Source organism: Cedecea neteri, from assembly GCF_000758325.1.
Classification (GTDB): domain Bacteria; phylum Pseudomonadota; class Gammaproteobacteria; order Enterobacterales; family Enterobacteriaceae; genus Cedecea; species Cedecea neteri_B.
In genome coordinates this window covers 1,074,307-1,101,281 of sequence record NZ_CP009459.1, presented here as the reverse complement: position 1 = coordinate 1,101,281, position 26,975 = coordinate 1,074,307, and the positions used below count along the sequence as shown (strand labels likewise).

General features: G+C 53.4%; 25 protein-coding genes. 19 read left to right on the top strand and 6 right to left on the bottom strand.

Annotated features, from left to right (window positions below):
• Nucleotides 1-6: 6 nt before the first annotated feature.
• The 4 genes from rbsC to kup all read right to left on the bottom strand — a co-directional run bounded on the left by rbsC (nt 7) and on the right by kup (nt 4,997).
• Nucleotides 7-972, bottom strand: coding sequence for a ribose ABC transporter permease (rbsC, locus tag LH86_RS05190; RefSeq protein ID WP_008457775.1), 966 nt, complete (start codon nt 970-972; stop codon nt 7-9).
• Nucleotides 969-2,483 (bottom strand): ribose ABC transporter ATP-binding protein RbsA, encoded by a 1,515-nt coding sequence (rbsA, locus tag LH86_RS05185; protein ID WP_039299033.1) that lies wholly within the window; start codon nt 2,481-2,483, stop codon nt 969-971. The genes rbsC and rbsA overlap by 4 nt, the downstream gene beginning before the upstream one ends.
• Nucleotides 2,484-2,493: 10 nt before the next feature.
• On the bottom strand, nt 2,494-2,913 hold the full coding sequence (gene rbsD / locus LH86_RS05180) for a D-ribose pyranase (protein ID WP_039299032.1): 420 nt from the start codon (nt 2,911-2,913) through the stop codon (nt 2,494-2,496).
• A 215-nt stretch (nt 2,914-3,128) separates the two neighbouring features.
• The gene (gene kup, locus LH86_RS05175) at nt 3,129-4,997 is read right to left on the bottom strand and encodes a low affinity potassium transporter Kup (protein ID WP_039289105.1); all 1,869 of its coding nucleotides are present in this window, start codon (nt 4,995-4,997) and stop codon (nt 3,129-3,131) included.
• A 224-nt stretch (nt 4,998-5,221) separates the two neighbouring features.
• On the opposite strand from kup, the gene ravA reads away from it, so the two are divergent.
• Nucleotides 5,222-6,715: an ATPase RavA gene (gene ravA, locus LH86_RS05170; protein WP_039299031.1), complete on the top strand. Its 1,494-nt coding sequence runs from the start codon at nt 5,222-5,224 to the stop codon at nt 6,713-6,715.
• Nucleotides 6,712-8,163 (top strand): ATPase RavA stimulator ViaA, encoded by a 1,452-nt coding sequence (gene viaA, locus LH86_RS05165; RefSeq protein WP_039299029.1) that lies wholly within the window; start codon nt 6,712-6,714, stop codon nt 8,161-8,163. The genes ravA and viaA overlap by 4 nt, the downstream gene beginning before the upstream one ends.
• A 3-nt stretch (nt 8,164-8,166) precedes the next feature.
• Here the strand turns inward: viaA and asnA are convergent, their stop codons facing one another.
• On the bottom strand, nt 8,167-9,159 hold the full coding sequence (gene asnA, locus LH86_RS05160) for an aspartate--ammonia ligase (RefSeq protein WP_039299027.1): 993 nt from the start codon (nt 9,157-9,159) through the stop codon (nt 8,167-8,169).
• A gap of 155 nt (nt 9,160-9,314) precedes the next feature.
• Here asnA and asnC point away from each other — a divergent pair, with 155 nt between their 5' ends.
• The 16 genes from asnC (at nt 9,315) to LH86_RS05080 (ending at nt 25,244) form a co-directional block, all read left to right on the top strand.
• Nucleotides 9,315-9,773, top strand: a complete 459-nt coding sequence (gene asnC / locus LH86_RS05155) for a transcriptional regulator AsnC (RefSeq protein WP_008457765.1) — start codon at nt 9,315-9,317, stop codon at nt 9,771-9,773.
• An 89-nt stretch (nt 9,774-9,862) separates the two neighbouring features.
• Complete coding sequence (mioC, locus tag LH86_RS05150; RefSeq protein ID WP_039299026.1) at nt 9,863-10,312, top strand: FMN-binding protein MioC; 450 nt, start codon at nt 9,863-9,865, stop codon at nt 10,310-10,312.
• Nucleotides 10,313-10,682: 370 nt separating this feature from the next.
• On the top strand, nt 10,683-12,572 hold the full coding sequence (mnmG, locus tag LH86_RS05145) for a tRNA uridine-5-carboxymethylaminomethyl(34) synthesis enzyme MnmG (protein ID WP_039299017.1): 1,890 nt from the start codon (nt 10,683-10,685) through the stop codon (nt 12,570-12,572).
• Nucleotides 12,573-12,628: 56 nt separating this feature from the next.
• Nucleotides 12,629-13,252 (top strand): 16S rRNA (guanine(527)-N(7))-methyltransferase RsmG, encoded by a 624-nt coding sequence (rsmG, locus tag LH86_RS05140; RefSeq protein ID WP_039289099.1) that lies wholly within the window; start codon nt 12,629-12,631, stop codon nt 13,250-13,252.
• A 619-nt stretch (nt 13,253-13,871) separates the two neighbouring features.
• The gene (gene atpI / locus LH86_RS05135; RefSeq protein WP_039299013.1) at nt 13,872-14,252 is read left to right on the top strand and encodes a F0F1 ATP synthase subunit I; all 381 of its coding nucleotides are present in this window, start codon (nt 13,872-13,874) and stop codon (nt 14,250-14,252) included.
• 8 nt (nt 14,253-14,260) lie between these two features.
• Complete coding sequence (atpB, locus tag LH86_RS05130) at nt 14,261-15,079, top strand: F0F1 ATP synthase subunit A (RefSeq protein WP_039299003.1); 819 nt, start codon at nt 14,261-14,263, stop codon at nt 15,077-15,079.
• Nucleotides 15,080-15,126: 47 nt separating this feature from the next.
• Nucleotides 15,127-15,366 carry a F0F1 ATP synthase subunit C gene (gene atpE / locus LH86_RS05125; protein ID WP_000429386.1) on the top strand — a complete coding sequence of 80 codons (240 nt, stop codon included), beginning with the start codon at nt 15,127-15,129 and terminating at the stop codon, nt 15,364-15,366.
• A gap of 61 nt (nt 15,367-15,427) precedes the next feature.
• Entirely contained in the window at nt 15,428-15,898 is a 471-nt protein-coding gene (gene atpF, locus LH86_RS05120; RefSeq protein WP_008457751.1) for a F0F1 ATP synthase subunit B, read from the top strand.
• A 14-nt stretch (nt 15,899-15,912) separates the two neighbouring features.
• The gene (atpH, locus tag LH86_RS05115) at nt 15,913-16,446 is read left to right on the top strand and encodes a F0F1 ATP synthase subunit delta (protein ID WP_039299001.1); all 534 of its coding nucleotides are present in this window, start codon (nt 15,913-15,915) and stop codon (nt 16,444-16,446) included.
• 12 nt (nt 16,447-16,458) lie between these two features.
• The gene (atpA, locus tag LH86_RS05110; RefSeq protein WP_008457747.1) at nt 16,459-18,000 is read left to right on the top strand and encodes a F0F1 ATP synthase subunit alpha; all 1,542 of its coding nucleotides are present in this window, start codon (nt 16,459-16,461) and stop codon (nt 17,998-18,000) included.
• Between the two features lie 50 nt (nt 18,001-18,050).
• Complete coding sequence (gene atpG / locus LH86_RS05105; protein WP_008457744.1) at nt 18,051-18,914, top strand: F0F1 ATP synthase subunit gamma; 864 nt, start codon at nt 18,051-18,053, stop codon at nt 18,912-18,914.
• A 158-nt stretch (nt 18,915-19,072) separates the two neighbouring features.
• Nucleotides 19,073-20,455 carry a F0F1 ATP synthase subunit beta gene (gene atpD, locus LH86_RS05100; RefSeq protein ID WP_008457741.1) on the top strand — a complete coding sequence of 461 codons (1,383 nt, stop codon included), beginning with the start codon at nt 19,073-19,075 and terminating at the stop codon, nt 20,453-20,455.
• 19 nt (nt 20,456-20,474) lie between these two features.
• Nucleotides 20,475-20,894, top strand: a complete 420-nt coding sequence (locus LH86_RS05095; RefSeq protein ID WP_008457739.1) for a F0F1 ATP synthase subunit epsilon — start codon at nt 20,475-20,477, stop codon at nt 20,892-20,894.
• Nucleotides 20,895-21,190: 296 nt separating this feature from the next.
• On the top strand, nt 21,191-22,561 hold the full coding sequence (glmU, locus tag LH86_RS05090) for a bifunctional UDP-N-acetylglucosamine diphosphorylase/glucosamine-1-phosphate N-acetyltransferase GlmU (RefSeq protein WP_039298998.1): 1,371 nt from the start codon (nt 21,191-21,193) through the stop codon (nt 22,559-22,561).
• Between the two features lie 280 nt (nt 22,562-22,841).
• Nucleotides 22,842-24,671, top strand: coding sequence for a glutamine--fructose-6-phosphate transaminase (isomerizing) (gene glmS / locus LH86_RS05085; protein WP_039298995.1), 1,830 nt, complete (start codon nt 22,842-22,844; stop codon nt 24,669-24,671).
• Between the two features lie 165 nt (nt 24,672-24,836).
• Nucleotides 24,837-25,244, top strand: a complete 408-nt coding sequence (locus LH86_RS05080; protein ID WP_039289087.1) for a cupin domain-containing protein — start codon at nt 24,837-24,839, stop codon at nt 25,242-25,244.
• A gap of 66 nt (nt 25,245-25,310) precedes the next feature.
• Here LH86_RS05080 and LH86_RS05075 read toward each other — a convergent pair whose 3' ends face one another.
• A complete protein-coding gene (locus LH86_RS05075; protein WP_039298991.1) occupies nt 25,311-25,694 on the bottom strand; it encodes a hypothetical protein in 384 nt (127 codons plus the stop codon).
• Between the two features lie 194 nt (nt 25,695-25,888).
• Between LH86_RS05075 and pstS the strand changes: the two genes are divergently transcribed.
• Entirely contained in the window at nt 25,889-26,929 is a 1,041-nt protein-coding gene (pstS, locus tag LH86_RS05070; RefSeq protein WP_008457728.1) for a phosphate ABC transporter substrate-binding protein PstS, read from the top strand.
• Nucleotides 26,930-26,975 lie beyond the last annotated feature (46 nt).

Below are 26,975 nucleotides of genomic sequence, written 5' to 3'. Positions count from 1 at the left end.
ATGGTTTTACTGCTTTTTATTGTCCACCAGCACCGCCAGCAAAATTACCACCGCTTTGACGATCATCTGGTAATAAGAAGAAACACCTAATAAATTCAGACCGTTGTTCAGGAAGCCGAGGATCAATGCCCCGATCAGCGTGCCGACAATCCGGCCTTTGCCGCCTGCCAGGCTGGTGCCGCCCAGCACAACCGCCGCGATAGCATCCAGTTCATATCCCGCGCCCGCCGTTGGCTGCGCAGAGGAAAGACGCGCTACTTCGATGATCCCGGCCAGTGACGCCAGCAGACCACACAGAGAGTAGACGATGATTTTCACTTTGTTGACGCTAATGCCTGACAGACGAGTCGCCGCTTCGTTACCGCCGAGCGCATAGATGTAACGTCCCAGGCGAGTATGGTGCAGCATGTACCACGCGGCCAGGAAGACAATCGCCATGATCCAGACCGGCGTTGGGATCCCCAGCGGGCGGCCAATACCGAACCAGCCAAACAGGTCCGCATTGTCCGAGAAGCCGGTGTTCATCGGGCTGCCGTTGGTGTAAACCAGCGTCACCCCGCGCAGCAGCAGCATCATCACCAGCGTGGCAATAAAGGCCTGAACCCGCCCTTTCGCGACAATCACACCGGTTACGGCACCAATGGCAGCCCCAAGAGCCAGCGCAGCGGCAACGGCCACCAGCGCATTCACCTCAAAGCCCACAATTGAGGCCGCCACCGCCCCGGTCAATGCCAGAAGAGAACCGACGGACAGGTCGATCCCGGAGGTCAGAATGACCAGCGTCATCCCCACCGCCATAATGGCGTTCACCGAGGTTTGCTGCAGGATGTTGAACAGGTTATTCACGGTAAAGAAGTTCGGGCTCAGGGCCGAGACAATCGCAATCAGCACCAGCAGAGCGATCAGCGATTTTTGCTCCATCAGCCACGCTTTGGTGAACCAGCGACGGGTGGACACGGTCTGGGTACTCATTTATCTAACTCCTGATTCACTCGATTAAGCTTACCGACGGCCGCGGCCATCAGCGCCTCCTGGGTGGCATCTTCACGGGAGAATTCACCGCTCAGTCGCCCTTCGTGGATAACCATAATGCGGTCGCTCATGCCCAGCACTTCCGGCATCTCGGACGACACAAGGATGATGCTCAACCCTTCGGCTTTAAACTGGTTAATTAACTGATAAATTTCTTTTTTCGCCCCGACGTCCACGCCACGAGTTGGCTCGTCGAGGATCAACACTTTCGGGCGGGTCATCAGGCCGCGCGCGATGGCGACTTTCTGTTGGTTACCGCCGGAAAGCAGGCCGATTGGCTGTTCCATGGACGGCGTTTTGACGTTGAACAGGCGAATAAAGTCCTGTACCGCCTGCTGCTCATCTTTGTGCTTCAGGCTGCCGGCCCCGCGGCTGAAATAGCGCAGCGCGGTCAGCGACATGTTCTCCTTCACCGACATCCCTAATACCAGGCCATCACGCTTGCGGTCTTCAGAGATATAAACGATGCCGTTAGCCAGGCCATCCTGCGGAGAACGCGTTACCACTTCGCGGCCATCGAGTGCCACATAGCCGCCGGTTCTGGGCAGAGCGCCGTACAGCACTTTCATCAGTTCGGTACGCCCGGCGCCCATCAGCCCGGCAACGCCAAGAATTTCGCCTTTGCGCAGCGTGAAAGAAACCTCCTTCACACCTGGGCCAGATACGTTATCAACCCGCAGGCGAATGTCGCCCGGCTGCTTGTCCAGATGTGGGTACTGGTCTTCCAGCTTGCGGCCAACCATCATTTCGATCAGCGTATCTTCGGTAAGCGTGGAGACTTCGCGCTCGGCAATAAACTGCCCGTCACGCAGAACGGTAACGTCGTCGCACACCTCAAAAATTTCTTTCATTCGGTGGGAGATATAAACGATGCCGCAGCCCTGAGCCTTCAGCTCACGGATAACGCGGAACAGCGACTCGGTTTCCGTGTCGGTCAGCGCATCGGTCGGTTCATCCATAATGATGACTTTGGACTCAAAGCTCAGCACCTTGGCAATCTCAACCATTTGCTGATCGCCAATCGACAGCTCGCCCACCAGACGTTCGCTGGTGTAGCGTAAATTCAGCTTCGCCAGCAGCTTGTCGGCTTCGCGGTACATCTTCTTCCAGTCAATGTTGCCAAAATGCCCGACAAACTCACGGCCAAGGAAGATGTTCTCCGCGATGCTGAGCTGCGGGATCAGGTTGAGTTCCTGGTGGATAATCCCGATGCCAGCTTCCTGAGAGGCTTTTGGCCCGCTAAAGGCGGTTTCCTTTCCCAGCCACAGCAGCGAACCGGCATCTTTGGTATAGATCCCGGTCAGAACTTTCATCATCGTGGATTTGCCGGCGCCGTTCTCACCCACCAGCGCCATGGCGCGGCCCGGGTAGACGTTCAACGCCGCGCCAGACAGGGCTTTCACCCCTGGGAACGATTTATCGATCCCTTTAAGTTGCAGTAAGGGTTCCATGCTGACCTCCTCAGAAGGTTACGCCGGCACAGAGAATGATATTCGCATACGGGGAGCACTCCCCGCTGCGAATAACCGCATGTGCATCCGCGGTGTGCTGCTTGAACTGCTCATGGCTGATGTAACGAATAGTTATGGTGTTTCCCTGGTGTTTTTGCAGTTGCTCAATATGGATGAGCAACGTTTCGTGAAGTGCGGGATTATGTTGTTTGATTTCAGAAGCAATGATTGCCGCCTCAACCTGCATTTCCTGCGTTACCACGTCCACGACCTGCATAAAGCCCGGAACGCCGTGAGTTAATGCCAAATCAATGCGCTGAGTATGGCGCGGAATTGGCAGCCCGGCATCGGCAATCACCAGCGTATCGGTGTGCCCCAGGCGGGAGATAACGGCCGAAATATCAGCGTTAAGAACGGTACCTTTCTTCATTTTCCTGCTCCACTAGCGAAACGTTTCGCTGATAATGAGTGTAGGAAAAGAGGTGACGGTTAAACAACCACCAGGTTAAAGAAGTGTGATCAACATCGAAACGTTTCGACAGCAAAAGTAAAACGGCAACTATGGTTGCCGTTTTTAATGTTTATTCCCTCTCCCTGTGGGAGAGGGCCGGGGTGAGGGCATCAGGCCAGTAAAGACTGGCTGACTTAAATCTCGACCTGGGTGCCCAGTTCGATAACCCTGTTCGGCGGGATCTCAAACTGATCAGGCGCGCGTAGCGCATTTCGCTGCAGGGCGAGGAACAGCTTGCCGCGCAGGCGAAGGTACCAAGGACGCTTACCGATAATCAGCGACTCATGCGACATGAAGAACGAGGTTTCCATCATCCGGCAGCTCAGGCCTTCCAGACCGCAGCGGTGGAAAATCTCTTCCACGTTCGGCGTTTCACGCCAGCCGTAGCTGGCCACCACGCGCCAGAAGGTGGGCGACAGCTGCTCAATAGAAACGCGCTTAACGTTGTGAACGTATGGGGCGTCTTCGGTGCGCAGCGTCAGCAGAACGACTCGTTCATGTAACACTTTGTTGTGCTTGAGGTTATGCAGCATAGCAAACGGGATCACGTTCAACGCGCGGGACATATAAACCGCTGTGCCAGGCACGCGAACAGGCGGAGACTTCTCAAGGGACGCAATCATCGCTTCGAGAGAGTTACCGTGCTCGTGCATGCGGCGCAGCAGGCGGAAACGCTCGCTCTTCCACGTCGTCATGATGGTAAACATGACAAGCCCCAGCGTGAGCGGCAGCCAGCCGCCGGAGACGATTTTCTCGAGGTTAGCAGAGAACAGCGGCACGTCGATAAACAGGAAGCCCACGCACATCAGGAGCACAGCAATTTTATTCCAGTGCCAGTTTTTGCGCGCGACGGTACAGCAGAGAATCGAGGTCAGCACCATCGTGCCGGTTACTGCGATCCCGTATGCCGCCGCCAGGTTACTTGAATGTTCGAAGCTAACGATGACGATCACCACGGCGATATACAGAATCCAGTTAATCGCTGGAATGTAAATCTGCCCGGATTCCATTTCCGAAGTATGGATGATGCGCATCGGCGAGAGATAACCCAGGCGAACCGCCTGACGCGTCAGCGAGAATACGCCGGAAATCACGGCCTGAGAGGCAATCACCGTTGCCAGCGTCGCCAGAACCAGGAGCGGGATCAGCGCCCAGTCAGGTGCCAGCAGGAAGAACGGGTTTTTAATCGCTTCCGGGTTCTTTAACAGCAGCGCGCCCTGACCAAAATAGTTAAGGACTAATGACGGCAGAACCGCAATAAACCATGCGATACGAATAGGGAGCTTACCAAAGTGCCCCATATCGGCATACAGCGCTTCAACGCCGGTGATAGCCAGCACAACCGCCCCGAGCGCAACGAACGACACGGCTTTATATTGCACGAAGAAATTCACCGCCCAGGCCGGGTTAAGCGCCTGCAGAACTTCCGGGTTGCCGATAATACTGCGCGCCCCCAGTACAGCTAGCGTCAGGAACCACAGCAGCATAACAGGCGCGAACAGCTTGCCCACGATGCCGGTGCCGTGTTTTTGAATCATAAACAGCAGCGTCAGAACAATAATAGAAAGGGGGACAATGTACTGATCGAGCTGCGGCGCGGCTATCTCAAGGCCCTCTATGGCCGACATCACCGATATCGCCGGCGTGATAACCACCTCGCCGTAGAAGAAGCTGCCGCCAATCAACCCCATGATCACCAGTACAGAGGTCATTCGCGCCGTCGTATTACGCCCGGCAAGCGACATCAGCGTTAAGATCCCGCCTTCCCCGGCGTTATCCGCCCGCATCACGAAGGTGAGATATTTGATGGAGACGACCAGTACCAACAGCCAAAAAATTAACGACAAAAAGCCAAACACGGCGTCGCGTTCAACGCCAAACCCAAACTGCCCGGACAGACATTCACGAAGGGTATAAAGCGGGCTGGTACCAATATCACCGTACACAACCCCGATAGCAGCCAGCGTAACGGCCGGCAACGATTGTTTATTATCAGCGCTCATAGACTAATCTTTTGTTGGAATCCCGAAAACGTGTGCTTAGTCCCTTGGCCCACAAAACGGCGCACAGTATGCACGATAATTGTGTAAATCGTACTCCTAAATGCATTTGACTTATCTCAGCTCAAACGTTGCATGCGGCATAATCAGCACATTAACTGGCTAAAAATAAACGCTATACTCGCGTTTCTCCACAGGGTTAACCGCGTAAGGATGCAAAGCTAATTATGGCTCAATCACATTTGCTGGCTGAAAGAATTTCTCGTCTCAGCCAGGCGCTGGAAAAGGGACTTTTTGAACGTCAGCACGCCGTTCGTCTCTGCTTGCTGGCGGCACTGAGCGGCGAAAGCGTCTTTTTACTTGGCCCGCCAGGCATTGCAAAAAGCCTGATCGCTCGCCGCCTTAAATTTGCCTTTCGCGAAGCGCGCGCCTTTGAATATCTAATGACTCGCTTCTCAACGCCAGAAGAAGTTTTTGGCCCGCTTTCTATTCAGGCGCTAAAAGATGAAGGCCGCTATGAGCGCCTGACCGCCGGCTACCTGCCGGAAGCCGAAATCGTGTTTCTGGATGAGATCTGGAAAGCCGGCCCGGCAATTCTCAACACCCTGCTGACCGCCATTAACGAACGCCGCTTCCGCAACGGCGCCAGCGAAGAAAAAATCCCTATGCGCCTGCTGGTGGCCGCCTCCAACGAGCTGCCCGAAGCGGACAGCAGCCTGGAAGCACTGTATGACCGCATGCTGATCCGCCTTTGGCTCGACAAGGTGCAGGACAAAGCGAATTTCCGCTCAATGCTCATCAGCCAGCACGACGAAAACTTTAATCCGGTCACCGAAAACCTGCAGGTTACAGATGAAGAATATTTCACCTGGCAGCAGCAAATTGGCGGTGTTGCGCTGCCGGACGACGTTTTTGAACTGATCTTCACCCTGAGGCAGCTGCTTGAGGCCACGCCGGGGGCGCCTTATGTTTCCGACCGCCGCTGGAAAAAAGCCATTCGTCTGCTGCAGGCCAGCGCCTTCTTTAACGGCCGCGATGCCGTGGCGCCTATCGATCTTATCCTGCTCAAAGACTGCCTGTGGCACGACACGGCGACCATGAATTTAATGCAGCAGCAGATTGAAGTTTTGATGACCGGGCACGCGTGGCAGCAGCAGGCCATTCTGAGCAAACTCAGCGCCATCGTGCAGCGCCACCTTCAACTCCAGCAGCAAAGTAGTGACCGGGATGCTTTTACCGTCCTCAAGCAGACCGGCATGTTCAGCCGCAAACCGCAGTACCAACTGCCGGATGAGATAACCGGCGAAACGCTGACGCTTTTACTGCAAAAGCCGCTGAAGCTGCACGATATCGAAGTGATTCATATCACCCTGGCGCGTGAGGCGCTGGCGCAGTGGCTTAATAAAGGAGGCGAGATCCGCGGCAAGCTGAACGGCATTGGCTTTGCACAGCTGCTTAACCTTGAAGTGGACAACGGCCTGCACCTGACTATTCGCGATGTCAGCCTTCAGGCCACGCGGCTGGCACTACCGGGCCACCAGCAGCAGGGCGTACCGGATGAGATCAAAAAGCAGTTTGACGATCTCGATGCCGCGTTACACCAGCAGCACGAGCGTTTTAACGATCAGCAAAAATGCCTGTTTATTGAAAGCGACTGGCTGGGAAAAATTGAAGCCAGCCTGCAGGACGTCGCGGCGCAGCTGAAACAGGCCCGGCAATGATAAGCGTTGAAACGCTGGATATGATCCTGGCTATTGGTGAAGGCGAACTGATAGAAGAGATCATTATTACCCTGCTGGCTGCCCCGCAGCTGGCGGTGTTTTTCGAAAAATTCCCGCGTTTGAAAAAAGCAGTTAGTGAAGACTTACCTCGCTGGCGAGACCAGCTCAAAGGCCGCCTGAAGGACGGGCACGTCCCGGATGAGCTGGCGCAGGAAGTTCTTTGCTACCAGCAGAGCCAGTTACTTACCACCGGGCAGCTCATCATGCGGCTGCCGGAAATAATCCAACTGCTGCATAAGCTCGGCTCGCCGTTCTATGAACAGGCCAAAACGCTGGTGGCCGATAACCCGCACTTCACCCCGGCGCAGCATACGCTGTTTCTGCAGCGCTGGCGCTTGAGCCTGGTAGTACAGGCCACATCACTTAACCAACAGCTGTTAGAAGACGAGCGCGACAAGCTGCTGGCGGAGATTCAGGAACGGCTGGCGCTTAGTGGGCAACTGGATCCGGCTCTTGCCGAAAACGATAAAGCAGCGGGCAAGCTGTGGGACATGAGCGGCGGTACGCTCAAGCGCGGGGATTATCAGCTGATTGTACAATACGGCGAGTTTCTTACCGGCCAGCCGGAGCTGATGCAGCTTGCCGAACAGCTGGGCCGCTCCCGCGAGGCAAAATCAGTCCCACGGAAAGATTCCCCCACGGAACCCTGGCGTATGCTGGTTCGGGAACCTGCCACCGTGCCCGAACAGGTTGATGGCCTGCAGCGCAGCGACGATATCCTGCGCCTGCTGCCGCCTGAGCTGGCAACCCTGGGCATTACAGAGCTGGAATTTGAGTTCTACCGCCGCCTGGTGGAGAAGCAACTGCTCACTTACCGCCTGCACGGTGACGCATGGCGTGAAAAAGTCATCGAACGCCCGGTCGCCCACCAGGATTTTGACGAACAGCCTCGCGGGCCATTTATTGTCTGCGTGGACACTTCCGGCTCAATGGGCGGGTTCAACGAACAATGCGCCAAGGCCTTTTGCCTGGCGCTGATGCGCATTGCCCTCGCCGATAACCGGCGCTGCTTTATTATGCTGTTTTCCAGCGAAGTGGTGCGCTATGAGGTTAGCGGGCGGGACGGCATCGATCAGGCGATCCGTTTTTTAAGCCAGCACTTCAGCGGCGGGACGGATCTTGCCAGCTGTTTTCGCTCGATCCTGGAAAAAATGCAAACCGGAGACTGGCACGATGCCGATGCGGTAGTGATCTCAGATTTTATCGCCCAGCGTCTGCCAGACGATGTCGTCAGTAGCGTGAAGGCGCTGCAGCGGCAGTATCAGAATCGCTTTCACGCCGTCGCCATGTCGGGACACGGAAAGCCCGGCATCATGCGCATTTTTGACCATATCTGGCGCTTTGACACCGGGATGAGAAGCCGCCTGCTACGTCGCTGGCGGCGCTAAGGCTTATAACAGATCGCTAACATTAGCCTGCACTTCTGGCGACCAGACGCCGCACTGAACCTGCCCGATATGCGGCAGTTGAAGCAACAGCATCGTCAGGCGGGACTGGCCAATGCCGCCGCCAATGGTTTGCGGCATTTCACCTTTCACCAGCGACTGGTGCCATTCGAGCTGGAGCCTGTCTTCATCTCCGGTGATCGCCAGCTGACGCTTCAGGGTTTCCGCATCCACGCGGATCCCCATAGAAGAAAGCTCCAGGGCATCTTCCAGCACCGGGTTCCAGACCAGGATATCGCCGTTCAGCCCCGGTAAACCGGCTTCCCCGCCCGTTGACCAGTCATCATAATCCGGGGCGCGAACGTCGTGACGCTTTCCGTCCGACAGCTTGCCCCCGATACCGATTAAGAAGACCGCACCAAGCTCCTTAGCGATAGCCCGCTCGCGTCCTTTCGCGTCCAGACCAGGGAAACGCTGCAATAACGTTTCGCTGTGAACAAAATGGATTTTCTCCGGCAGCAAAGCGGCCAGGCCAAACCGTTCACTCACTTCCGCCTCGGTAGCCTTAATGGCCGCCCAGATGCTCTCTACGGTTTGTTTTAGCGTGCCGGTGTGACGTTCGCCGTCACCCATCACGCGTTCCCAGTCCCACTGATCGACATAGACCGAGTGAATTGGGGATAAACGGTCTTCATCGGGGCGAAGGGCTTTCATGTGCGTGTAAAGCCCTTCGCCCGCGCTGAAGTCGTGCTGGCCGAGCGTTTTTCTTTTCCATTTGGCCAGCGAATGCACCACTTCAAACTGCGCCTGCGGCAAGGTTTTTACCTTAACCTGCACTGCTTTCTCGCAGCCAGAAAGGTTGTCCTGTGTTCCATCCCCCACGCGGCTGAGGATCGGCGCCTGTACTTCTATCAGGCCCAGCTTCTCTTCCAGCTGACGGGAAAAATGGGTTTTCACAAAACTGATCTGACGTTGTTTAGCAATCCAGGCGGTTTTCATGGCTTTTCTCTTTGTTGTGGTGTTTCTGCCATCGATTAAGCAACAGAAACGTCACCGTATTCAATAATCAACAATAAAAAAGGCCAGCCTCTTTTTAATCGACGAATTTAAGGCTATAAAAAATGGAAAATCGGCATTTATCATAGGAAAAAGTGATGGATAATTATCAGATCGACAATCTCGATCGCGGCATACTCGAAGCATTAATGGCCAATGCCCGCACCGCATATGCAGAATTGGCCAAACAGTTTGGCGTCAGCCCGGGCACCATTCACGTTCGCGTAGAAAAGATGAAGCAGGCGGGGATCATTACCGGCGCGCGCATCGACATCAGCCCGAAGCAGCTCGGCTACGATGTTTGCTGCTTTATCGGCATTATTCTGAAAAGCGCCAAAGATTATCCCTCCGCCCTGACCAAGCTGGAAAACCTGGATGAGGTGACCGAGGCTTACTACACCACCGGCCACTACAGCATCTTTATTAAGGTGATGTGTCGATCCATTGATGCACTCCAGCAGGTACTTATCAACAAGATCCAAACAATCGATGAAATTCAGTCCACTGAAACGCTGATCTCGCTCCAGAACCCGATCATGCGTACTATCCGGCCCTGATCGTTAATTTTAATACCCATATTATCCACAGGTAGATCCCCGCTCTTTCACAGCGTACAATACGCGACGATTTGAAAAGGCGGGACACAATGGCTGATATCACTCTGATTAGCGGCAGTACTCTGGGCAGTGCCGAATATGTAGCAGAACATCTGGCAGAGAAGCTTGAAGAAGCGGGACACGGCACTGAAATGCTACATGGCCCTCTTTTAGAGGATCTGAAAGCCAGCGGTATCTGGCTGGTGGTCTCTTCCACGCATGGTGCTGGCGATCTGCCGGACAACCTGCAGCCTTTCTATGACGCTATAAATGAACAGCGCCCGGATCTGAGCGACGTAACCTATGGCGCGATCGGGATCGGCAGCCGTGAATACGACACGTTTTGCGGTGCCATAGAGAAGATCGATCTGCTTCTGACCGAATGTGGTGCGACCCGCATAGGATCCTTGCTCAAAATTAACATCCTCGATCACGACATTCCTGAGGATCCAGCCGAAATTTGGGTAGGTTCCTGGATTAATTTACTCCCTGAAGTGTAAATATTGCGCGATTAGATGTGGATAACTCTGGTTAAAAGCTTGGATTAACCCGTAGTTATCCCAATAACAACCGTTGTTCACTTTTTGAGTTGTGCATAAACCTCAATTCTGATCCCAGCTTATACGGTCTGGGATCACTGGTAGTACACAGCAAACGATCCTTTCCAGGTTGTTGATCCTAAAATGGATAAATGGCTTATCCACAGGGAGGGTCGATCCTAATAAGAGATCACAATAAAGAGATCTTTAAATAAAAAAGATCTTCTTTTAATAACCGAAGATCCCGATGCTTTCTCGAAAGACTAAAGTTGAGTAGAATCCCCAGCCCGGGAAGTCACAAACCCTCATTCGCGAAACCGAGGCAGTTACCATGTTTTATCCAGATCCTTTTGACGTCATTATCATCGGCGGGGGTCATGCAGGCACAGAGGCGGCCATGGCCGCAGCTCGTATGGGTCAACAGACCCTGCTTCTGACACACAATATCGACACGCTGGGACAGATGTCCTGTAACCCGGCTATCGGCGGTATTGGCAAGGGACATTTGGTTAAGGAAGTGGATGCTCTCGGTGGCCTGATGGCTACTGCTATCGATCATGCAGGTATTCAGTTTAGAATACTAAACGCCAGCAAAGGCCCGGCAGTCCGCGCCACTCGTGCGCAGGCAGACCGTGTACTTTACCGGCAGGCCGTGCGCACCGCGCTCGAGAATCAGCCAAACCTGATGATTTTCCAGCAGGCGGTTGAAGATCTTATCGTTGAGAACGATCGTGTCGTCGGCGCAGTGACCCAAATGGGTCTCAAATTCCGTGCGAAAGCGGTTGTGCTTACCGTAGGAACCTTCCTCGATGGGAAGATCCACATCGGGTTGGATAACTACAGCGGTGGTCGTGCTGGCGATCCTCCGTCGATCCCGCTCTCACGTCGCTTACGTGAGCTGCCGCTGCGTGTCAGCCGTCTGAAAACGGGGACTCCTCCGCGCATTGACGCCCGCACCATTGATTTCAGCGTACTTGCTCCGCAACACGGGGATAACCCGATGCCGGTCTTCTCCTTCATGGGGAATGTGAGCCAGCACCCTGAGCAGGTACCTTGCTACATCACGCATACCAATGAGCAAACTCACGAGGTCATTCGTAATAACCTCGACCGCAGTCCAATGTATGCAGGGATTATCGAAGGCATTGGTCCTCGTTACTGCCCGTCTATCGAAGACAAAGTGATGCGTTTTGCCGATCGCAACGCGCACCAAATCTTCCTGGAGCCTGAAGGGCTGACCAGCAACGAGGTTTACCCGAACGGGATCTCCACCAGCCTGCCATTTGACGTTCAGATGCAAATAGTTCGTTCGATGAAGGGAATGGAGAATGCGAAGATCGTTCGCCCAGGTTACGCGATTGAATATGACTTCTTCGATCCGCGCGATCTGAAACCAACGCTGGAAAGCAAGTTTATCCAGGGGCTGTTCTTTGCTGGTCAGATTAACGGCACCACCGGTTACGAAGAAGCCGCTGCTCAGGGTCTGCTTGCCGGTCTCAATGCCGCGCGTTTCTCTGCCGAGAAAGAGGGGTGGGCGCCGCGTCGCGATCAGGCTTACCTTGGCGTGCTGGTTGATGACCTGTGCACTCTGGGGACCAAAGAACCGTACCGCATGTTCACTTCTCGGGCTGAATATCGCCTGATGCTGCGTGAAGACAACGCCGACCTGCGTCTCACCGAGGCTGGCCGTGAGCTGGGTCTGGTGGATGATGCTCGCTGGGCTCGCTTCAACGACAAACTTGAAATGATCGAACGTGAGCGTCAGCGCCTGAAAGATATCTGGCTGCACCCGCATTCTGAGCAGGTGGCAGAGGTAAACGCACAGCTCAGTGCGCCGCTTTCCAAAGAAGCTAACGGCGAAGATCTGCTGCGTCGTCCAGAAATGACCTACGCGGCGATGACACAGCTGTCGACCTTTGCGCCTGGACTGGAAGATCCTCAGGCTGCCGAACAGGTCGAGATCCAGGTTAAATACGAAGGCTACATCGCACGCCAGCAGGATGAGATTGAAAAACAGCAGCGTAACGAGAATACTTTGCTGCCGGCTACGCTCGACTATAGTCAGGTGAGTGGGCTTTCTAACGAAGTGATCGCCAAACTTAACGATCATAAACCGGTTTCCATTGGCCAGGCATCGCGCATTTCCGGGATTACCCCTGCGGCAATCTCTATTTTGCTTGTCTGGCTTAAAAAACAAGGGCTGCTGCGACGCAGCGCTTAAAAACAGACGACAACGGGCCAGGCAATCCTGGCCTCTTTTTTTGATGGGTTTACGACGTGCTGACTAAATTATCTCGCCTGCTGAAAGACGCCGGCATCACCCTGCCAGAACATCAACAACAGCAGCTGGTGGGCTATGTCTCGCTGCTAGACAAATGGAACAAAGCCTACAACCTGACTTCGGTGCGTAATCCTGATGAAATGCTGGTGCGGCATATTCTGGACAGCATTGTGGTCGAACCGCATTTGCAGGGAAGCAGGTTCATCGATGTCGGCACTGGCCCTGGTCTGCCTGGCATTCCGCTGGCTATCGTGCGCCCTGATTCGCATTTCACTCTGTTGGACAGCCTCGGCAAGCGTGTGCGGTTCCTGCGGCAAGTCCAGCATGAGCTGAAGCTGGAAAACATTACTCCGGTACAGAGCCGCGTGGAAGATTTCCCGGCGGAACCCCCTTTTGACGGCGTGATCAGTCGGGCATTTGCCTCGCTAAGCGACATGGTGAACTGGTGTCACCATCTGCCTGCCGCGCACGGGAAGTTCTATGCGTTGAAAGGGGTACGTCCGGATGAAGAAATTACCGAGCTACCTGCGGGCTTCACTGTGGAAGATATCGTCAAACTCAACGTGCCTAGCCTGGAAGGGGAGAGACATTTGGTGCTGATTAAGGCAAACAAAACTTAATCTTTATCAAAAAACGGCGCGATTGAAATGTTTCGCTGAGGTTAAAAAGCGAGGGGGTTACCGATGAAATGCTTGGTTACATTTAACCAATCTTTAACTCGGATTTATCCTGCTTTTAACCTCGGACTGATTGGTTACCAGAGTAATAATTTTATTTGAAAATATCATCCGGCTAAAATTACGCCGAAGAATGGCCGTTTTCGAATGTTAAAAGTTTAACTGGAATGTCAATGAAAGGTTTTTATGGTGTTTCAGGTTGTTTTAAACAGAGTGCGCATTAATCAGCTTAATTATCAATCATATGTAATTAGAGCTTTCTTAGGCTGCAAAATAACACCTGGCGATTAGATGTTTAATTTGTGATCGTGTGCACGCTTTGCTGTCGGGGATTTCGGCTTATTTGCACTTTTTGACGAAGCCGATGCGATTCATCAAAAGTCAGAAAATGGCTCTGCGGAAAATTAATTAAACATTTGTTCACCTTTTCGCTACTTATTGTTTGAAATCACTGGGCCGCACCGTATAATTTGCTCGCTTTTTGAGGCTTGACTCAGCGTCGCAAAGACAGTTTTATACGACACGCGACATACCTCATAGGTAGCAGGAGTTAGGAAACGTCATGTCTGTGTCGCTCTTGAGTAAGAACGTAGCCCGCAAGCTTCTGTTCATCCAACTTCTGGCTGTAGTAGCAATTGGACTGCTGTTTTGCCTTAAAGCGCCTTCTTGGGGCGTTTCCGCTCTCGGCGGAGGCCTGGCGGTTTGGCTGCCAAACGTGCTGTTTATGATTTTTGCCTGGCGCCATCAGGCGCATACACCCTCAAAAGGCCGCGTGGCCTGGACATTCGCCTTCGGCGAAGTACTGAAGGTGATTGCGACCTTCATCATTTTAGTGGTGGCGCTGGCGTACTTTAAGGCGGTGGTATTGCCGCTAATAGTGACGTGGGTTTCGGTGCTGGTTGTGCAGATACTCGCACCAGCTGTAATTAACAACAAAGGGTAAGAGGCATCATGTCTGCAGGAGAAATCTCTACACCGCAGGAGTATATAGGTCACCACCTGAATAACCTTCAGTTGGACCTGCGTACTTTCTCGCTGGTGGATCCGCATAACCCCCCGGCTACCTTCTGGACGCTCAACATCGACTCCATGTTCTTCTCAGTATTTCTGGGGCTGGTGTTCCTGGTGTTGTTCCGTAAAGTGGCAAAAACCGCAACCAGCGGCGTCCCGGGTAAATTCCAGACTTTTGTAGAGCTGATCATCGGCTTTGTGCATGGCAGTGTGAAAGACATGTACCATGGCAAAAGCAAGGTTATCGCTCCACTCGCCCTGACGATTTTCGTCTGGGTCTTCCTGATGAACTTGATGGATCTTCTGCCTATCGATCTGCTGCCATATATTGGTGAGCACATCTTTGGCCTGCCAGCCCTGCGCGTGGTGCCGTCTGCGGACGTGAATATCACCCTGTCTATGGCGCTGGGCGTGTTTATCCTCATTCTGTTCTACAGCATCAAAATGAAAGGCATTGGCGGCTTCACGAAAGAGCTGACGCTGCAGCCGTTCAATCACTGGGCATTTATTCCTGTCAACTTAATCCTTGAAGGGGTAAGCCTGCTGTCCAAACCTGTATCACTGGGTCTGCGACTGTTCGGCAACATGTATGCCGGTGAGCTGATTTTCATTCTGATTGCAGGTCTGTTGCCGTGGTGGTCACAGTGGATTCTGAATGTGCCGTGGGCCATTTTCCACATCCTGATTATTACGCTGCAAGCCTTCATCTTCATGGTTCTGACGATCGTCTATCTGTCGATGGCGTCTGAAGAACATTAATTTACTTACCACTACTGCGTTTAACTGAAACAAACTTGGAGACTGTCATGGAAAACCTGAATATGGATCTGCTGTACATGGCTGCCGCTGTGATGATGGGTCTGGCGGCAATCGGTGCTGCGATCGGTATCGGCATCCTCGGGGGCAAATTCCTGGAAGGCGCTGCACGCCAACCAGATCTGATTCCACTGCTGCGTACTCAGTTCTTTATCGTTATGGGTCTGGTGGATGCAATCCCAATGATCGCTGTTGGTCTGGGTCTGTACGTGATGTTCGCCGTCGCCTAGTGAGCGATGTTTGAGTCATCTAGTAATATCAGAACGTTAACTAACAAAGAGGCATTGTGCTGTGAACATTAACGCAACAATCCTCGGCCAGGCCATCGCGTTTGTCCTGTTTGTTCTGTTCTGCATGAAGTACGTATGGCCGCCGTTAATGGCAGCCATCGAGAAGCGTCAGAAAGAAATTGCTGACGGTCTTGCTTCTGCAGAACGTGCTCAAAAGGACCTTGACCTTGCACAGGCCAACGCGACCGACCAGCTGAAAAAAGCCAAAGCGGAAGCTCAGGTGATCATTGAGCAGGCGAACAAACGCCGTGCCCAGATCCTTGATGAAGCGAAAACTGAGGCAGAGCAGGAACGTAATAAAATCGTTGGACAGGCTCAGGCAGAAATCGACGCTGAGCGTAAACGCGCTCGTGAAGAGCTGCGTAAGCAGGTCGCTCTGCTGGCAATTGCCGGTGCCGAGAAGATAATCGAACGTTCCGTAGATGAAGCTGCTAACAGCGACATCGTCGATAAACTGGTCGCTGAACTGTAAGGAGGGAGGGGCTGATGTCTGAATTTGTTACTGTAGCTCGCCCCTACGCCAAAGCAGCTTTTGACTTTGCCGTCGAACACCAGAGCGTAGACCGCTGGCAGAACATGCTGGCGTTTGCTGCCGAGGTGACGAAAAACGAACAAATGGAAGAGCTTCTTTCCGGTGCACTGGCACCAGAAACGCTCGCAGATTCGTTCATCGCCATTTGCGGCGAGCAGCTGGACGCCAACGGCCAGAACCTGATTAAGGTGATGGCTGATAACGGTCGTTTAAAAGCGCTCCCGGATGTTCTTGAGCAGTTCGCGCATTTACGCGCGCTGAGTGAAGCGATTGCAGAGGTTCAGGTAACCTCCGCGGCTGAACTTAGCCATGAACAGCTTGCAAACATTACGTCCGCAATGGAAAAACGTCTGTCACGCAAAGTTAAGCTGAATTGCAAAATCGATAAGTCTGTTATGGCGGGCGTTATCATCCAGTCGGGTGATATGGTCATTGACGGTAGCGTACGCGGCCGTCTTGAACGCCTTGCAGACGTCTTGCAGTCTTAAGGGGACTGGAGCATGCAACTGAATTCCACCGAAATCAGCGAACTGATCAAGCAGCGCATTGCTCAGTTCAATGTTGTGAGCGAAGCTCATAACGAAGGTACAATTGTTTCTGTAAGTGACGGTATTATCCGCGTTCACGGCCTGGCCGATTGTATGCAGGGTGAGATGATTTCCCTGCCGGGTAACCGTTACGCTATCGCACTGAACCTGGAGCGCGACTCCGTAGGTGCTGTAGTGATGGGTCCATACGCTGACCTTGCCGAAGGCATGAAGGTTAAGTGTACTGGCCGTATTCTGGAAGTACCGGTTGGCCGTGGCCTGCTGGGTCGCGTGGTGAACACCCTGGGTGCACCAATCGACGGTAAAGGTCCGGTTGATAACGATGGCTTCTCGCCAATCGAAGTTATCGCGCCAGGCGTAATCGAGCGTCAGTCCGTCGACCAGCCGGTTCAGACCGGTTATAAATCCGTCGATGCGATGATTCCAATCGGCCGTGGCCAGCGTGAGCTGATCATCGGTGACCGTCAGACCGGTAAAACCGCGATGGCAATCGATGCCATCATCAACCAGCGTGACTCCGGTATTAAATGTGTGTACGTGGCTATCGGCCAGAAAGCGTCCACCATTTCTAACGTGGTTCGTAAACTGGAAGAGCACGGTGCACTGTCCAACACCATCGTTGTTGTGGCAACTGCTTCTGAATCCGCTGCACTGCAATACCTGGCACCATATGCTGGTTGCGCAATGGGCGAATACTTCCGTGACCGCGGTGAAGATGCGCTGATCGTATACGATGACCTGTCTAAACAGGCTGTTGCTTATCGTCAGGTTTCCCTGCTGCTTCGTCGTCCACCAGGTCGTGAAGCGTTCCCGGGCGACGTGTTCTACCTCCACTCCCGTCTGCTGGAGCGCGCATCCCGTGTTAACGCGGAATACGTGGAAGCTTTCACCAAAGGTGAAGTTAAAGGTAAAACCGGCTCCCTGACCGCTCTGCCGATCATCGAAACCCAGGCGGGTGACGTTTCTGCGTTCGTTCCAACCAACGTAATTTCGATTACTGATGGTCAGATCTTCCTGGAGACCAACCTGTTTAACTCCGGTATTCGTCCGGCGGTTAACCCAGGTATTTCGGTATCTCGTGTTGGTGGTGCTGCTCAGACCAAGATCATCAAGAAACTGTCCGGTGGTATCCGTACCGCTCTGGCACAGTATCGTGAACTGGCTGCGTTCTCTCAGTTCGCATCCGATCTGGATGAAGCCACCCGTAAACAGCTGAGCCACGGTCAGAAAGTGACCGAGCTGCTGAAACAGAAACAGTATGCCCCAATGTCTGTTGCACAACAGGGCCTGGTGCTGTTCGCGGCTGAACGCGGTTACCTCGAAGATGTGGAACTGGCGAAAATCGGTAGCTTCGAAGCCGCTCTGCTGGCCTACGCTGACCGTGATCACGCTCCGCTGATGCAAGAAATTAACCAGACCGGTGGCTATAACGACGAGATCGAAGGCAAGCTGAAAGGCATCCTCGACTCCTTTAAAGCAACCCAGTCCTGGTAACGTCTGGCGGCTTGCTCTAGGGCAAGCCGCAAGGCATTGAGGAGAAGCTCATGGCCGGCGCAAAAGAGATACGTAGTAAGATCGCAAGCGTCCAGAACACGCAGAAGATCACCAAAGCGATGGAGATGGTCGCCGCTTCCAAAATGCGTAAATCGCAGGATCGCATGGCGGCCAGCCGTCCTTATGCAGATACCATGCGCAAAGTGATTGGTCACCTTGCTAACGGTAATCTGGAATATAAGCACCCATACCTGGAAGAACGCGACGTTAAGCGCGTGGGCTACCTGGTGGTGTCGACCGATCGTGGTTTGTGCGGCGGTTTGAACATTAACCTGTTCAAAAAAGTGCTGGCGGATATGAAAGAGTGGTCCGATAAGGGCGTTCAGAGCGAACTCGCGATGATCGGCTCCAAAGGCGTTTCTTTCTTCAACTCCGTTGGCGGCAACGTGGTTGCTCAGGTTACCGGCATGGGAGATACCCCTTCCCTGTCTGAACTGATCGGCCCGGTGAAAGTGATGCTGCAGGCCTACGACGAAGGTCGTCTGGACAAGCTGTACGTTGTAAGCAACAAATTTGTTAACACCATGTCTCAGGTTCCGACCATCACTCAGCTGCTGCCGTTACCGGCATCAGAAGATGAGGATCTGAAGCGTAAATCCTGGGACTACCTGTACGAACCGGACCCGAAAGCGCTGCTGGACACCCTGCTGCGTCGTTATGTTGAGTCTCAGGTTTATCAGGGCGTCGTAGAAAACCTGGCCAGCGAGCAGGCCGCACGTATGGTGGCGATGAAAGCCGCAACCGATAACGGCGGCAGCCTGATTAAAGAGCTGCGGTTGGTATACAACAAAGCTCGTCAGGCCAGCATTACTCAGGAACTTACCGAAATCGTCGGTGGTGCGTCCGCGGTTTAAACCAGGTTTATTACCCTAAATAGTTCGGTTTGCAGAAAGGCGGCAACTGAGCAAATCCTCAAGAGCTTACTTCAGTAAGTGACTGAGGTGAGGGAAGGCAGTCAACGCATCTGCAAATTGAAATATGACGGGTAAACGAATTACGTAGAGGATTCAAGATGGCTACTGGAAAGATTGTCCAGGTAATCGGCGCCGTGGTGGACGTCGAGTTCCCTCAGGACGGCGTACCGCGCGTTTATGACGCGCTTGAGGTACAGAACAACAATGAGAAGCTGGTGCTGGAAGTTCAGCAGCAGCTCGGCGGCGGTATCGTGCGTACCATCGCAATGGGTTCCTCCGACGGTCTGCGTCGCGGTCTGCAAGTCAATGACCTCGAGCACCCGATCGAAGTCCCGGTAGGTAAAGCGACCCTGGGCCGTATCATGAACGTGCTGGGTCAGCCAATCGACATGAAAGGCGACATCGGCGAAGAAGACCGTTGGGCAATTCACCGTGCAGCACCTTCCTACGAAGAGCTGTCCAGCTCTCAGGAACTGCTGGAAACCGGCATCAAAGTTATCGACCTGATTTGTCCGTTCGCTAAGGGCGGTAAAGTTGGTCTGTTCGGTGGTGCGGGCGTAGGTAAAACCGTAAACATGATGGAGCTGATCCGTAACATCGCGATCGAGCACTCCGGTTATTCCGTGTTTGCGGGCGTGGGTGAGCGTACTCGTGAGGGTAACGACTTCTACCACGAAATGACCGACTCCAACGTTCTGGATAAAGTAGCACTGGTTTACGGCCAGATGAACGAGCCACCAGGTAACCGTCTGCGCGTAGCGCTGACCGGTCTGACCATCGCGGAAAAATTCCGTGACGAAGGCCGCGACGTTCTGCTGTTCGTAGATAACATCTACCGTTATACCCTGGCCGGTACAGAAGTATCTGCACTGCTGGGTCGTATGCCTTCTGCGGTAGGTTATCAGCCTACGCTGGCAGAAGAGATGGGTGTTCTTCAGGAGCGTATTACCTCCACCAAGACCGGTTCTATCACCTCCGTACAGGCCGTTTACGTTCCTGCGGATGACTTGACTGACCCGTCTCCGGCGACCACCTTTGCGCACCTGGACTCAACCGTTACGCTGAGCCGCCAGATCGCATCTCTGGGTATTTACCCGGCAGTTGACCCGCTGGACTCCACCAGCCGTCAGCTGGATCCACTGGTTGTTGGTCAGGAGCACTACGACACCGCGCGTGGCGTTCAGTCTATCCTGCAGCGTTACCAGGAACTGAAAGACATCATCGCGATTCTGGGTATGGACGAACTGTCCGAAGAAGACAAACTGGTTGTAGCACGTGCGCGTAAGATCCAGCGCTTCCTGTCTCAGCCATTCTTCGTAGCAGAAGTCTTTACCGGTTCTCCAGGCAAATACGTTTCGCTGAAAGATACCATCCGTGGCTTTAAAGGCATCATGGACGGCGAATACGACCATCTGCCAGAGCAGGCGTTCTACATGGTTGGCTCCATCGACGAAGCCGTTGAGAAAGCGAAAAAACTTTAACGCCTAATCGGAGGGTGACATGGCTATGACTTACCACCTGGACGTCGTCAGCGCGGAGCAGCAAATGTTCTCCGGTCTGGTCGAGAAGATCCAGGTAACGGGTAGCGAAGGTGAGCTGGGTATCTACCCTGGTCACGCCCCGCTGCTCACCGCCATTAAGCCTGGTATGATTCGCATCGTTAAACAGCACGGACATGAAGAGTTTATCTACCTGTCCGGTGGTGTTCTGGAAGTTCAGCCGGGTAACGTAACCGTCCTGGCGGACACCGCGATTCGCGGTCAGGATCTCGACGAAGCGCGTGCCCTGGAAGCGAAACGCAAAGCTGAAGAGCACATGCACAGCTCCCATGGTGACGTGGATTACGCTCAGGCTTCTGCTGAACTGGCTAAAGCGATCGCCAAACTGCGCGTTATCGAGTTAACCAAAAAAGCGATGTAACTACCTGCTTGAAAAGACAAATGCCAGTCCGGGAAACCTGACTGGCATTTTTTTATTCCACAGCTTTATTCCATGCTCAAAATAACCATAAAACCAGCTAGATAGCGGTTTTCTCGAGGTGTTTAGCTCCTATTTCGGCCTTAATTCTCATGGATTCTGCCGTGATTACTGCTATAAAAGACGCAGGCAATGTCAAGGTGGTTAAATTAGCAGCAACGTATTTTTTGGTGCAAAATATGTAGAATTTTCAAGGCTAAATCGCTTTACTTCACACACTAAATAAATTCAGGACACGTATGTCAAACAGCGCAATGAGCGTGGTTATCCTTGCCGCCGGCAAAGGAACCCGCATGTACTCAGATCTTCCGAAGGTGCTGCACACGCTGGCTGGAAAGCCAATGGTTCAGCATGTCATTGACGCCGCCAATAAATTAGGCGCCCAGCGGGTGAACCTGGTTTATGGCCACGGCGGCGATCTGTTAAAGCAAACCCTGAATGACGGCTCGCTTAACTGGGTGCTACAGGCGGAGCAACTGGGAACCGGACATGCAATGCAGATGGCGGCCCCGTTTTTTGCCGATGACGAAGACATTTTGATGCTGTACGGCGATGTGCCGCTGATCTCCGTTGAGACGTTACAGCGCCTGCGTGAAGCTAAACCGCAGGGCGGTATTGGTTTACTCACCGTTAAGCTCGATGACCCTACCGGCTATGGCCGCATTGCGCGAGAAAATGGCAAGGTTGTTGGCATCGTTGAGCATAAAGACGCCAGCGAAGAGCAGCGCAAAATCAACGAAATCAACACCGGTATCCTGGTGGCTAACGGCGCAGATCTGAAGCGCTGGCTCGGTAAGCTGGATAACAACAACGCTCAGGGCGAGTTCTACATTACGGACATTATTGCCCTGGCTCATGGTGAAGGCCGCGAAATCGCCGCCGTTCATCCCGATCGCCTGAGTGAAGTCGAAGGCGTGAATAACCGCCTGCAGCTTTCTCGTCTGGAACGCGTATACCAAACTGAGCAGGCCGATAAGCTGCTGCTGGCGGGCGTCATGCTGCGCGATCCGGCCCGGTTCGATCTGCGCGGTGAATTAACGCACGGGCGCGATATTGAAATCGATACTAATGTCATTGTGGAAGGTCGCGTTACGCTGGGCAACCGCGTGAAGATCGGGACCGGCTGTGTGATTAAAAACGCGATTATCGGCGATGACTGCGAAATCAGCCCGTATACGGTGGTTGAAGATGCGACGCTTGAAGCCGCCTGTACCATCGGGCCATTTGCCCGGCTGCGCCCTGGCGCGGAACTGGCGGAAGGCGCTCACGTCGGTAATTTCGTGGAAATGAAAAAAGCGCGTCTGGGCAAAGGTTCTAAAGCCGGACACCTGAGCTATCTGGGTGATGCCGAAATTGGCGACAACGTGAACATTGGTGCGGGCACGATTACCTGTAACTACGATGGCGCGAACAAACATAAAACTATTATTGGTGATGACGTATTTGTTGGCTCTGATTCTCAGCTTGTGGCACCGGTCACCGTGGCCAGCGGTGTCACAATTGGTGCCGGGACGACAGTGACGCGCGACATTGCTGAAAATGAACTGGTGATCAGCCGCGTAAAACAGAAACACATTCAGGGCTGGCAGCGTCCGGTGAAGAAAAAGTAATTTCCCCTCACCCTAACCCTCTCCCCAAAGAGAGAGGGCAGTGGACTGAGATGGCTTTCCCTTCCTCTCAAAGGAGCAGGGAGCTGAACCAAACACAGATTTCCTCCCTCTCCCTTCCAGGGAGAGGGCTGGGGTGAGGGTCGTTCTTGAAAACGCTCCACCCAAAGGCAGTAACCATAAAAATAACCCCACTCTCTACAAGGCTCGGGGCTCCGGAAAAACCGGAATAAACAGGTCAGCGACAACACATGGCTAACGCCATTCTTAGGACTTAAAAATTATGTGTGGAATTGTTGGCGCAGTGGCGCAACGTGATATCGCTGAAATCCTTCTCGAAGGACTACGTCGTCTGGAATACCGTGGGTACGACTCGGCGGGTCTGGCGGTTGTTGACGAGAAAGGTCAGATGACCCGTCTGCGTCGTCTGGGTAAAGTACAGAAGCTCGCAGAAGCGGCAGAAGAAACCGCTCTGCATGGCGGCACCGGGATTGCCCATACCCGTTGGGCAACGCACGGCGAACCTTCAGAAATTAATGCTCACCCACATGTCTCCGACCACATTGTGGTGGTACACAACGGCATTATCGAAAACCACGAGCCGCTGCGTGAAGCACTGCAGTCTCGCGGCTACACGTTTGTTTCCCAGACGGATACCGAAGTTATTGCTCACCTGGTGCACTGGGAGCTGGAGCAGGGCGGAACACTGCGCGAAGCGGTCCTTCGCACCATTCCTCAGCTTCGCGGCGCTTACGGGACAGTAATCATGGATACCCGTAACCCGGAAGTGCTGCTGGCCGCGCGCTCCGGTAGCCCGATGGTTATCGGTCTGGGCATGGGTGAAAACTTTATCGCTTCTGACCAACTGGCATTGCTGCCGGTGACCCGCCGCTTCATCTTCCTTGAAGAGGGCGATATCGCCGAAGTGACGCGCCGCGCGGTGATTGTTTTTGATACCAAAGGCGAACAGGTTCAGCGCCCGGACATCGAATCTAACCTGCAGTATGACGCTGGCGACAAAGGCATTTACCGCCATTACATGCAGAAAGAAATCTACGAGCAGCCGAACGCCATCAAAAACACCCTGGCCGGGCGTATCAGCCACGGTGAAGTGGATTTGACGGAGCTGGGGCCAAAAGCCAACGAAATGCTTTCTCAGGTTGAGCATATTCAAATCGTAGCCTGCGGTACGTCCTATAACTCGGGCATGGTTTCCCGCTACTGGTTCGAAGCGCTGGCCGGCGTGCCTTGTGATGTCGAAATCGCCTCTGAATTCCGCTACCGTAAATCTGCCGTGCGCCGCAACAGCCTGATGATCACCCTTTCCCAGTCTGGCGAAACGGCGGACACCCTGGCGGCGCTGCGCCTTTCCAAAGAGCTGGGCTATCTCGGTTCACTGGCTATTTGTAACGTGGCAGGCTCTTCTCTGGTGCGTGAGTCTGACCTGGCGCTGATGACCAACGCCGGAACGGAAATCGGCGTGGCCTCAACCAAAGCGTTTACCACCCAACTGACCGTTCTGCTGATGCTGGTGGCTAAGCTGAGCCGCCTGAAAGGCGCTGACGCACAGCTTGAGCATGATATCGTGCACGGCCTGCAGGCGCTGCCAAGCCGTATCGAACAGATGCTGTCCCAGGACAAACGCATTGAGCAGCTGGCGGAAGATTTCTCTGACAAACATCATGCGCTGTTCCTTGGCCGTGGCGATCAGTACCCGATCGCCATGGAAGGTGCGCTGAAGCTGAAAGAGATCTCCTATATTCACGCCGAAGCCTATGCGGCCGGTGAGCTGAAGCACGGCCCGCTGGCGCTGATCGACGCCGATATGCCGGTCATCGTTGTGGCACCGAATAACGAGCTGTTGGAAAAACTGAAATCCAACATCGAAGAAGTTCGTGCCCGCGGCGGCCAGTTGTATGTATTCGCCGACCGTGACGCCGGCTTTACCAGCAGCGACAACATGCACATCATCGAGATGCCGCATGTGGAAGAGGTTATTGCGCCTATCTTCTACACCGTGCCGCTGCAGCTGCTGTCCTACCACGTGGCGCTGATCAAAGGCACCGACGTGGACCAGCCGCGTAACCTGGCGAAATCGGTCACTGTTGAGTAATTTTTTGTCACTAATCAGTTGTGATTAGCGTATGGAAAAGCCGCTTCTCGCCAGATCAATAATGCTATAAACGAGGCTAATCCGGTTAACTGGATTAGCCATCGTGTCAGACCCTGCGAATGGCGAGTTTGCAGGGTCTTTTTATTTCTAAGCGGGAAACATCAAATGTCGGCAAACAAACCACACTGTCGGCTGGTCAAGCCGCAGCCAGTCTACGTAGGCAAGCAGGGGCTTTCTTATCAAGTCGGCGTTTCCAGGGAAGCCGTCGATTCGCAGCATATCCATATGCAGCTGGCGACCATTCCCCCGCATTCGCAGGCCAAAGCGCACAAGCATGAGCATCATGAAACGGCGATTTATGCTCTGAGCGGTACCTCATCGGTGCTTTACGGCGACGAATTAGAGCATTTCCTTGAGCTTCCCGCCGGAAGTTTCCTCTACATCCCGATGGACACGCCACACTTACCCTACAACAACACGGATGAACCCGCCGTGGTTGTTATTTCACGTACCGATCCTAATGAACAGGAAAGTGTGGTGATGATGCCCGAGCTGGACAGAGATGTGCTGTAGTCTTTCCGGATAGGCTGTCGTGGCGAAAGAGAGAAGCCCCTCAGCTCGGCTGGAGGGCTTTTTTCGTTATTTGATTTTTTGACTCAGGTCGCTCACTTGCCGCGCAAGTTGTTCGTTATCCCGCTTCAGGCTGTCCATTTTTGACTGTTGCTCGCTGGCTTTTGCTTCCATCTGGGACATTTTGTTTTTCATCTCATCCAGCTTGCGTTCCTGTTCATCCATTTTCCTGACGCTACCGTCGTAATTTGACTGTAGCTTTTCCAGGCGATTCTTCATCTCGATAAGCGTGCTTTCATTGATGGATGTTGGGACGAGGGTACTTGCCCCGGAAAAGGCGGCGAGCGAGGAGGTGAAAGAGTCCGTATTTCTAGCCTCAACGGCACTGGCATGGACGGAAGAGGCTGTCATAATGAGTGATATCGTACATAATACAGACAGATAAACTTTCATTGTTCATATCCTTTTTTAAACAAACCTATTTTAACGATGCTTTTAAAAAACATAGGGTTATATGTTTTTTTATGATCCAAAACGCATTGTCATAAAACCGTCATAATTCGTACATTTAACTGTCACCAAACTGTCCTATTTTCTACCCTGTATTTAATTAAACAACAATTTACGAACATCTGGCAGGAGACATTATGAACGTTATGCGTACCACTGTCGCAACTGTTGTCGCCGCGACCTTATCTCTGAGCGCTTCTACTGCGTTTGCAGCTGCAAGCCTGACTGGTGCTGGTGCAACTTTCCCTGCGCCGGTGTATGCCAAGTGGGCAGATACCTACCAGAAAGAAACTGGTAACAAGGTTAACTATCAGGGTATCGGTTCCTCCGGCGGCGTGAAGCAAATCATTGCTAACACCGTTGACTTCGGCGCTTCTGACGCCCCTCTGGCGGATGACAAATTACAGCAAGAAGGCCTGTTCCAGTTCCCTACCGTAATCGGTGGCGTGGTGCTGGCTGTTAACCTGCCTGGCTTCAAGTCTGGCGAGCTGGTTCTGGACGGCAAAACCCTGGGCGATATCTACCTGGGCACCATCAAAAAATGGAACGACCCGGCGATTGCTAAGCTGAACCCAGGCCACAAACTGCCGGATCAGAACATCGCTGTTGTTCGTCGTGCTGACGGCTCCGGTACTTCCTTCGTGTTCACCAGCTACCTGTCTAAAGTGAACGAAGAGTGGAAATCTAAAATTGGCGCAGGCTCTACCGTTAACTGGCCAACCGGTCTGGGCGGTAAAGGTAACGACGGCATCGCGGCCTTCGTACAGCGTCTGCCTGGCTCTATCGGCTACGTGGAATACGCTTACGCTAAGCAGAACAACCTGACTTACACCAAGCTGCTGTCCGCTGACGGTAAGCCAGTAAGCCCGACCGAAGCAAACTTTGCTAACGCGGCTAAAGGCGCTGACTGGAGCAAATCCTTCGCACAGGATCTGACCAACCAGAAAGGTGACGAAGCATGGCCAATCACCTCCACCACTTTCATCCTGGTTCACAAAGAGCAGAAAAACCCAGAGCAGGGCGCAGAAGTGCTGAAGTTCTTTGACTGGGCATACAAATCTGGCGCGAAAGAAGCTAACGCCCTGGATTACGCAACGCTGCCGGCCTCTGTGGTTGAGCAAGTTCGCGCTGCATGGAAGACCAATGTAAAAGACAGCTCCGGTAAGGCGCTGTACTAAGTGCAAAAATCTGGGGTAACAGGTATGTTACCCCGGTTTATTCAGC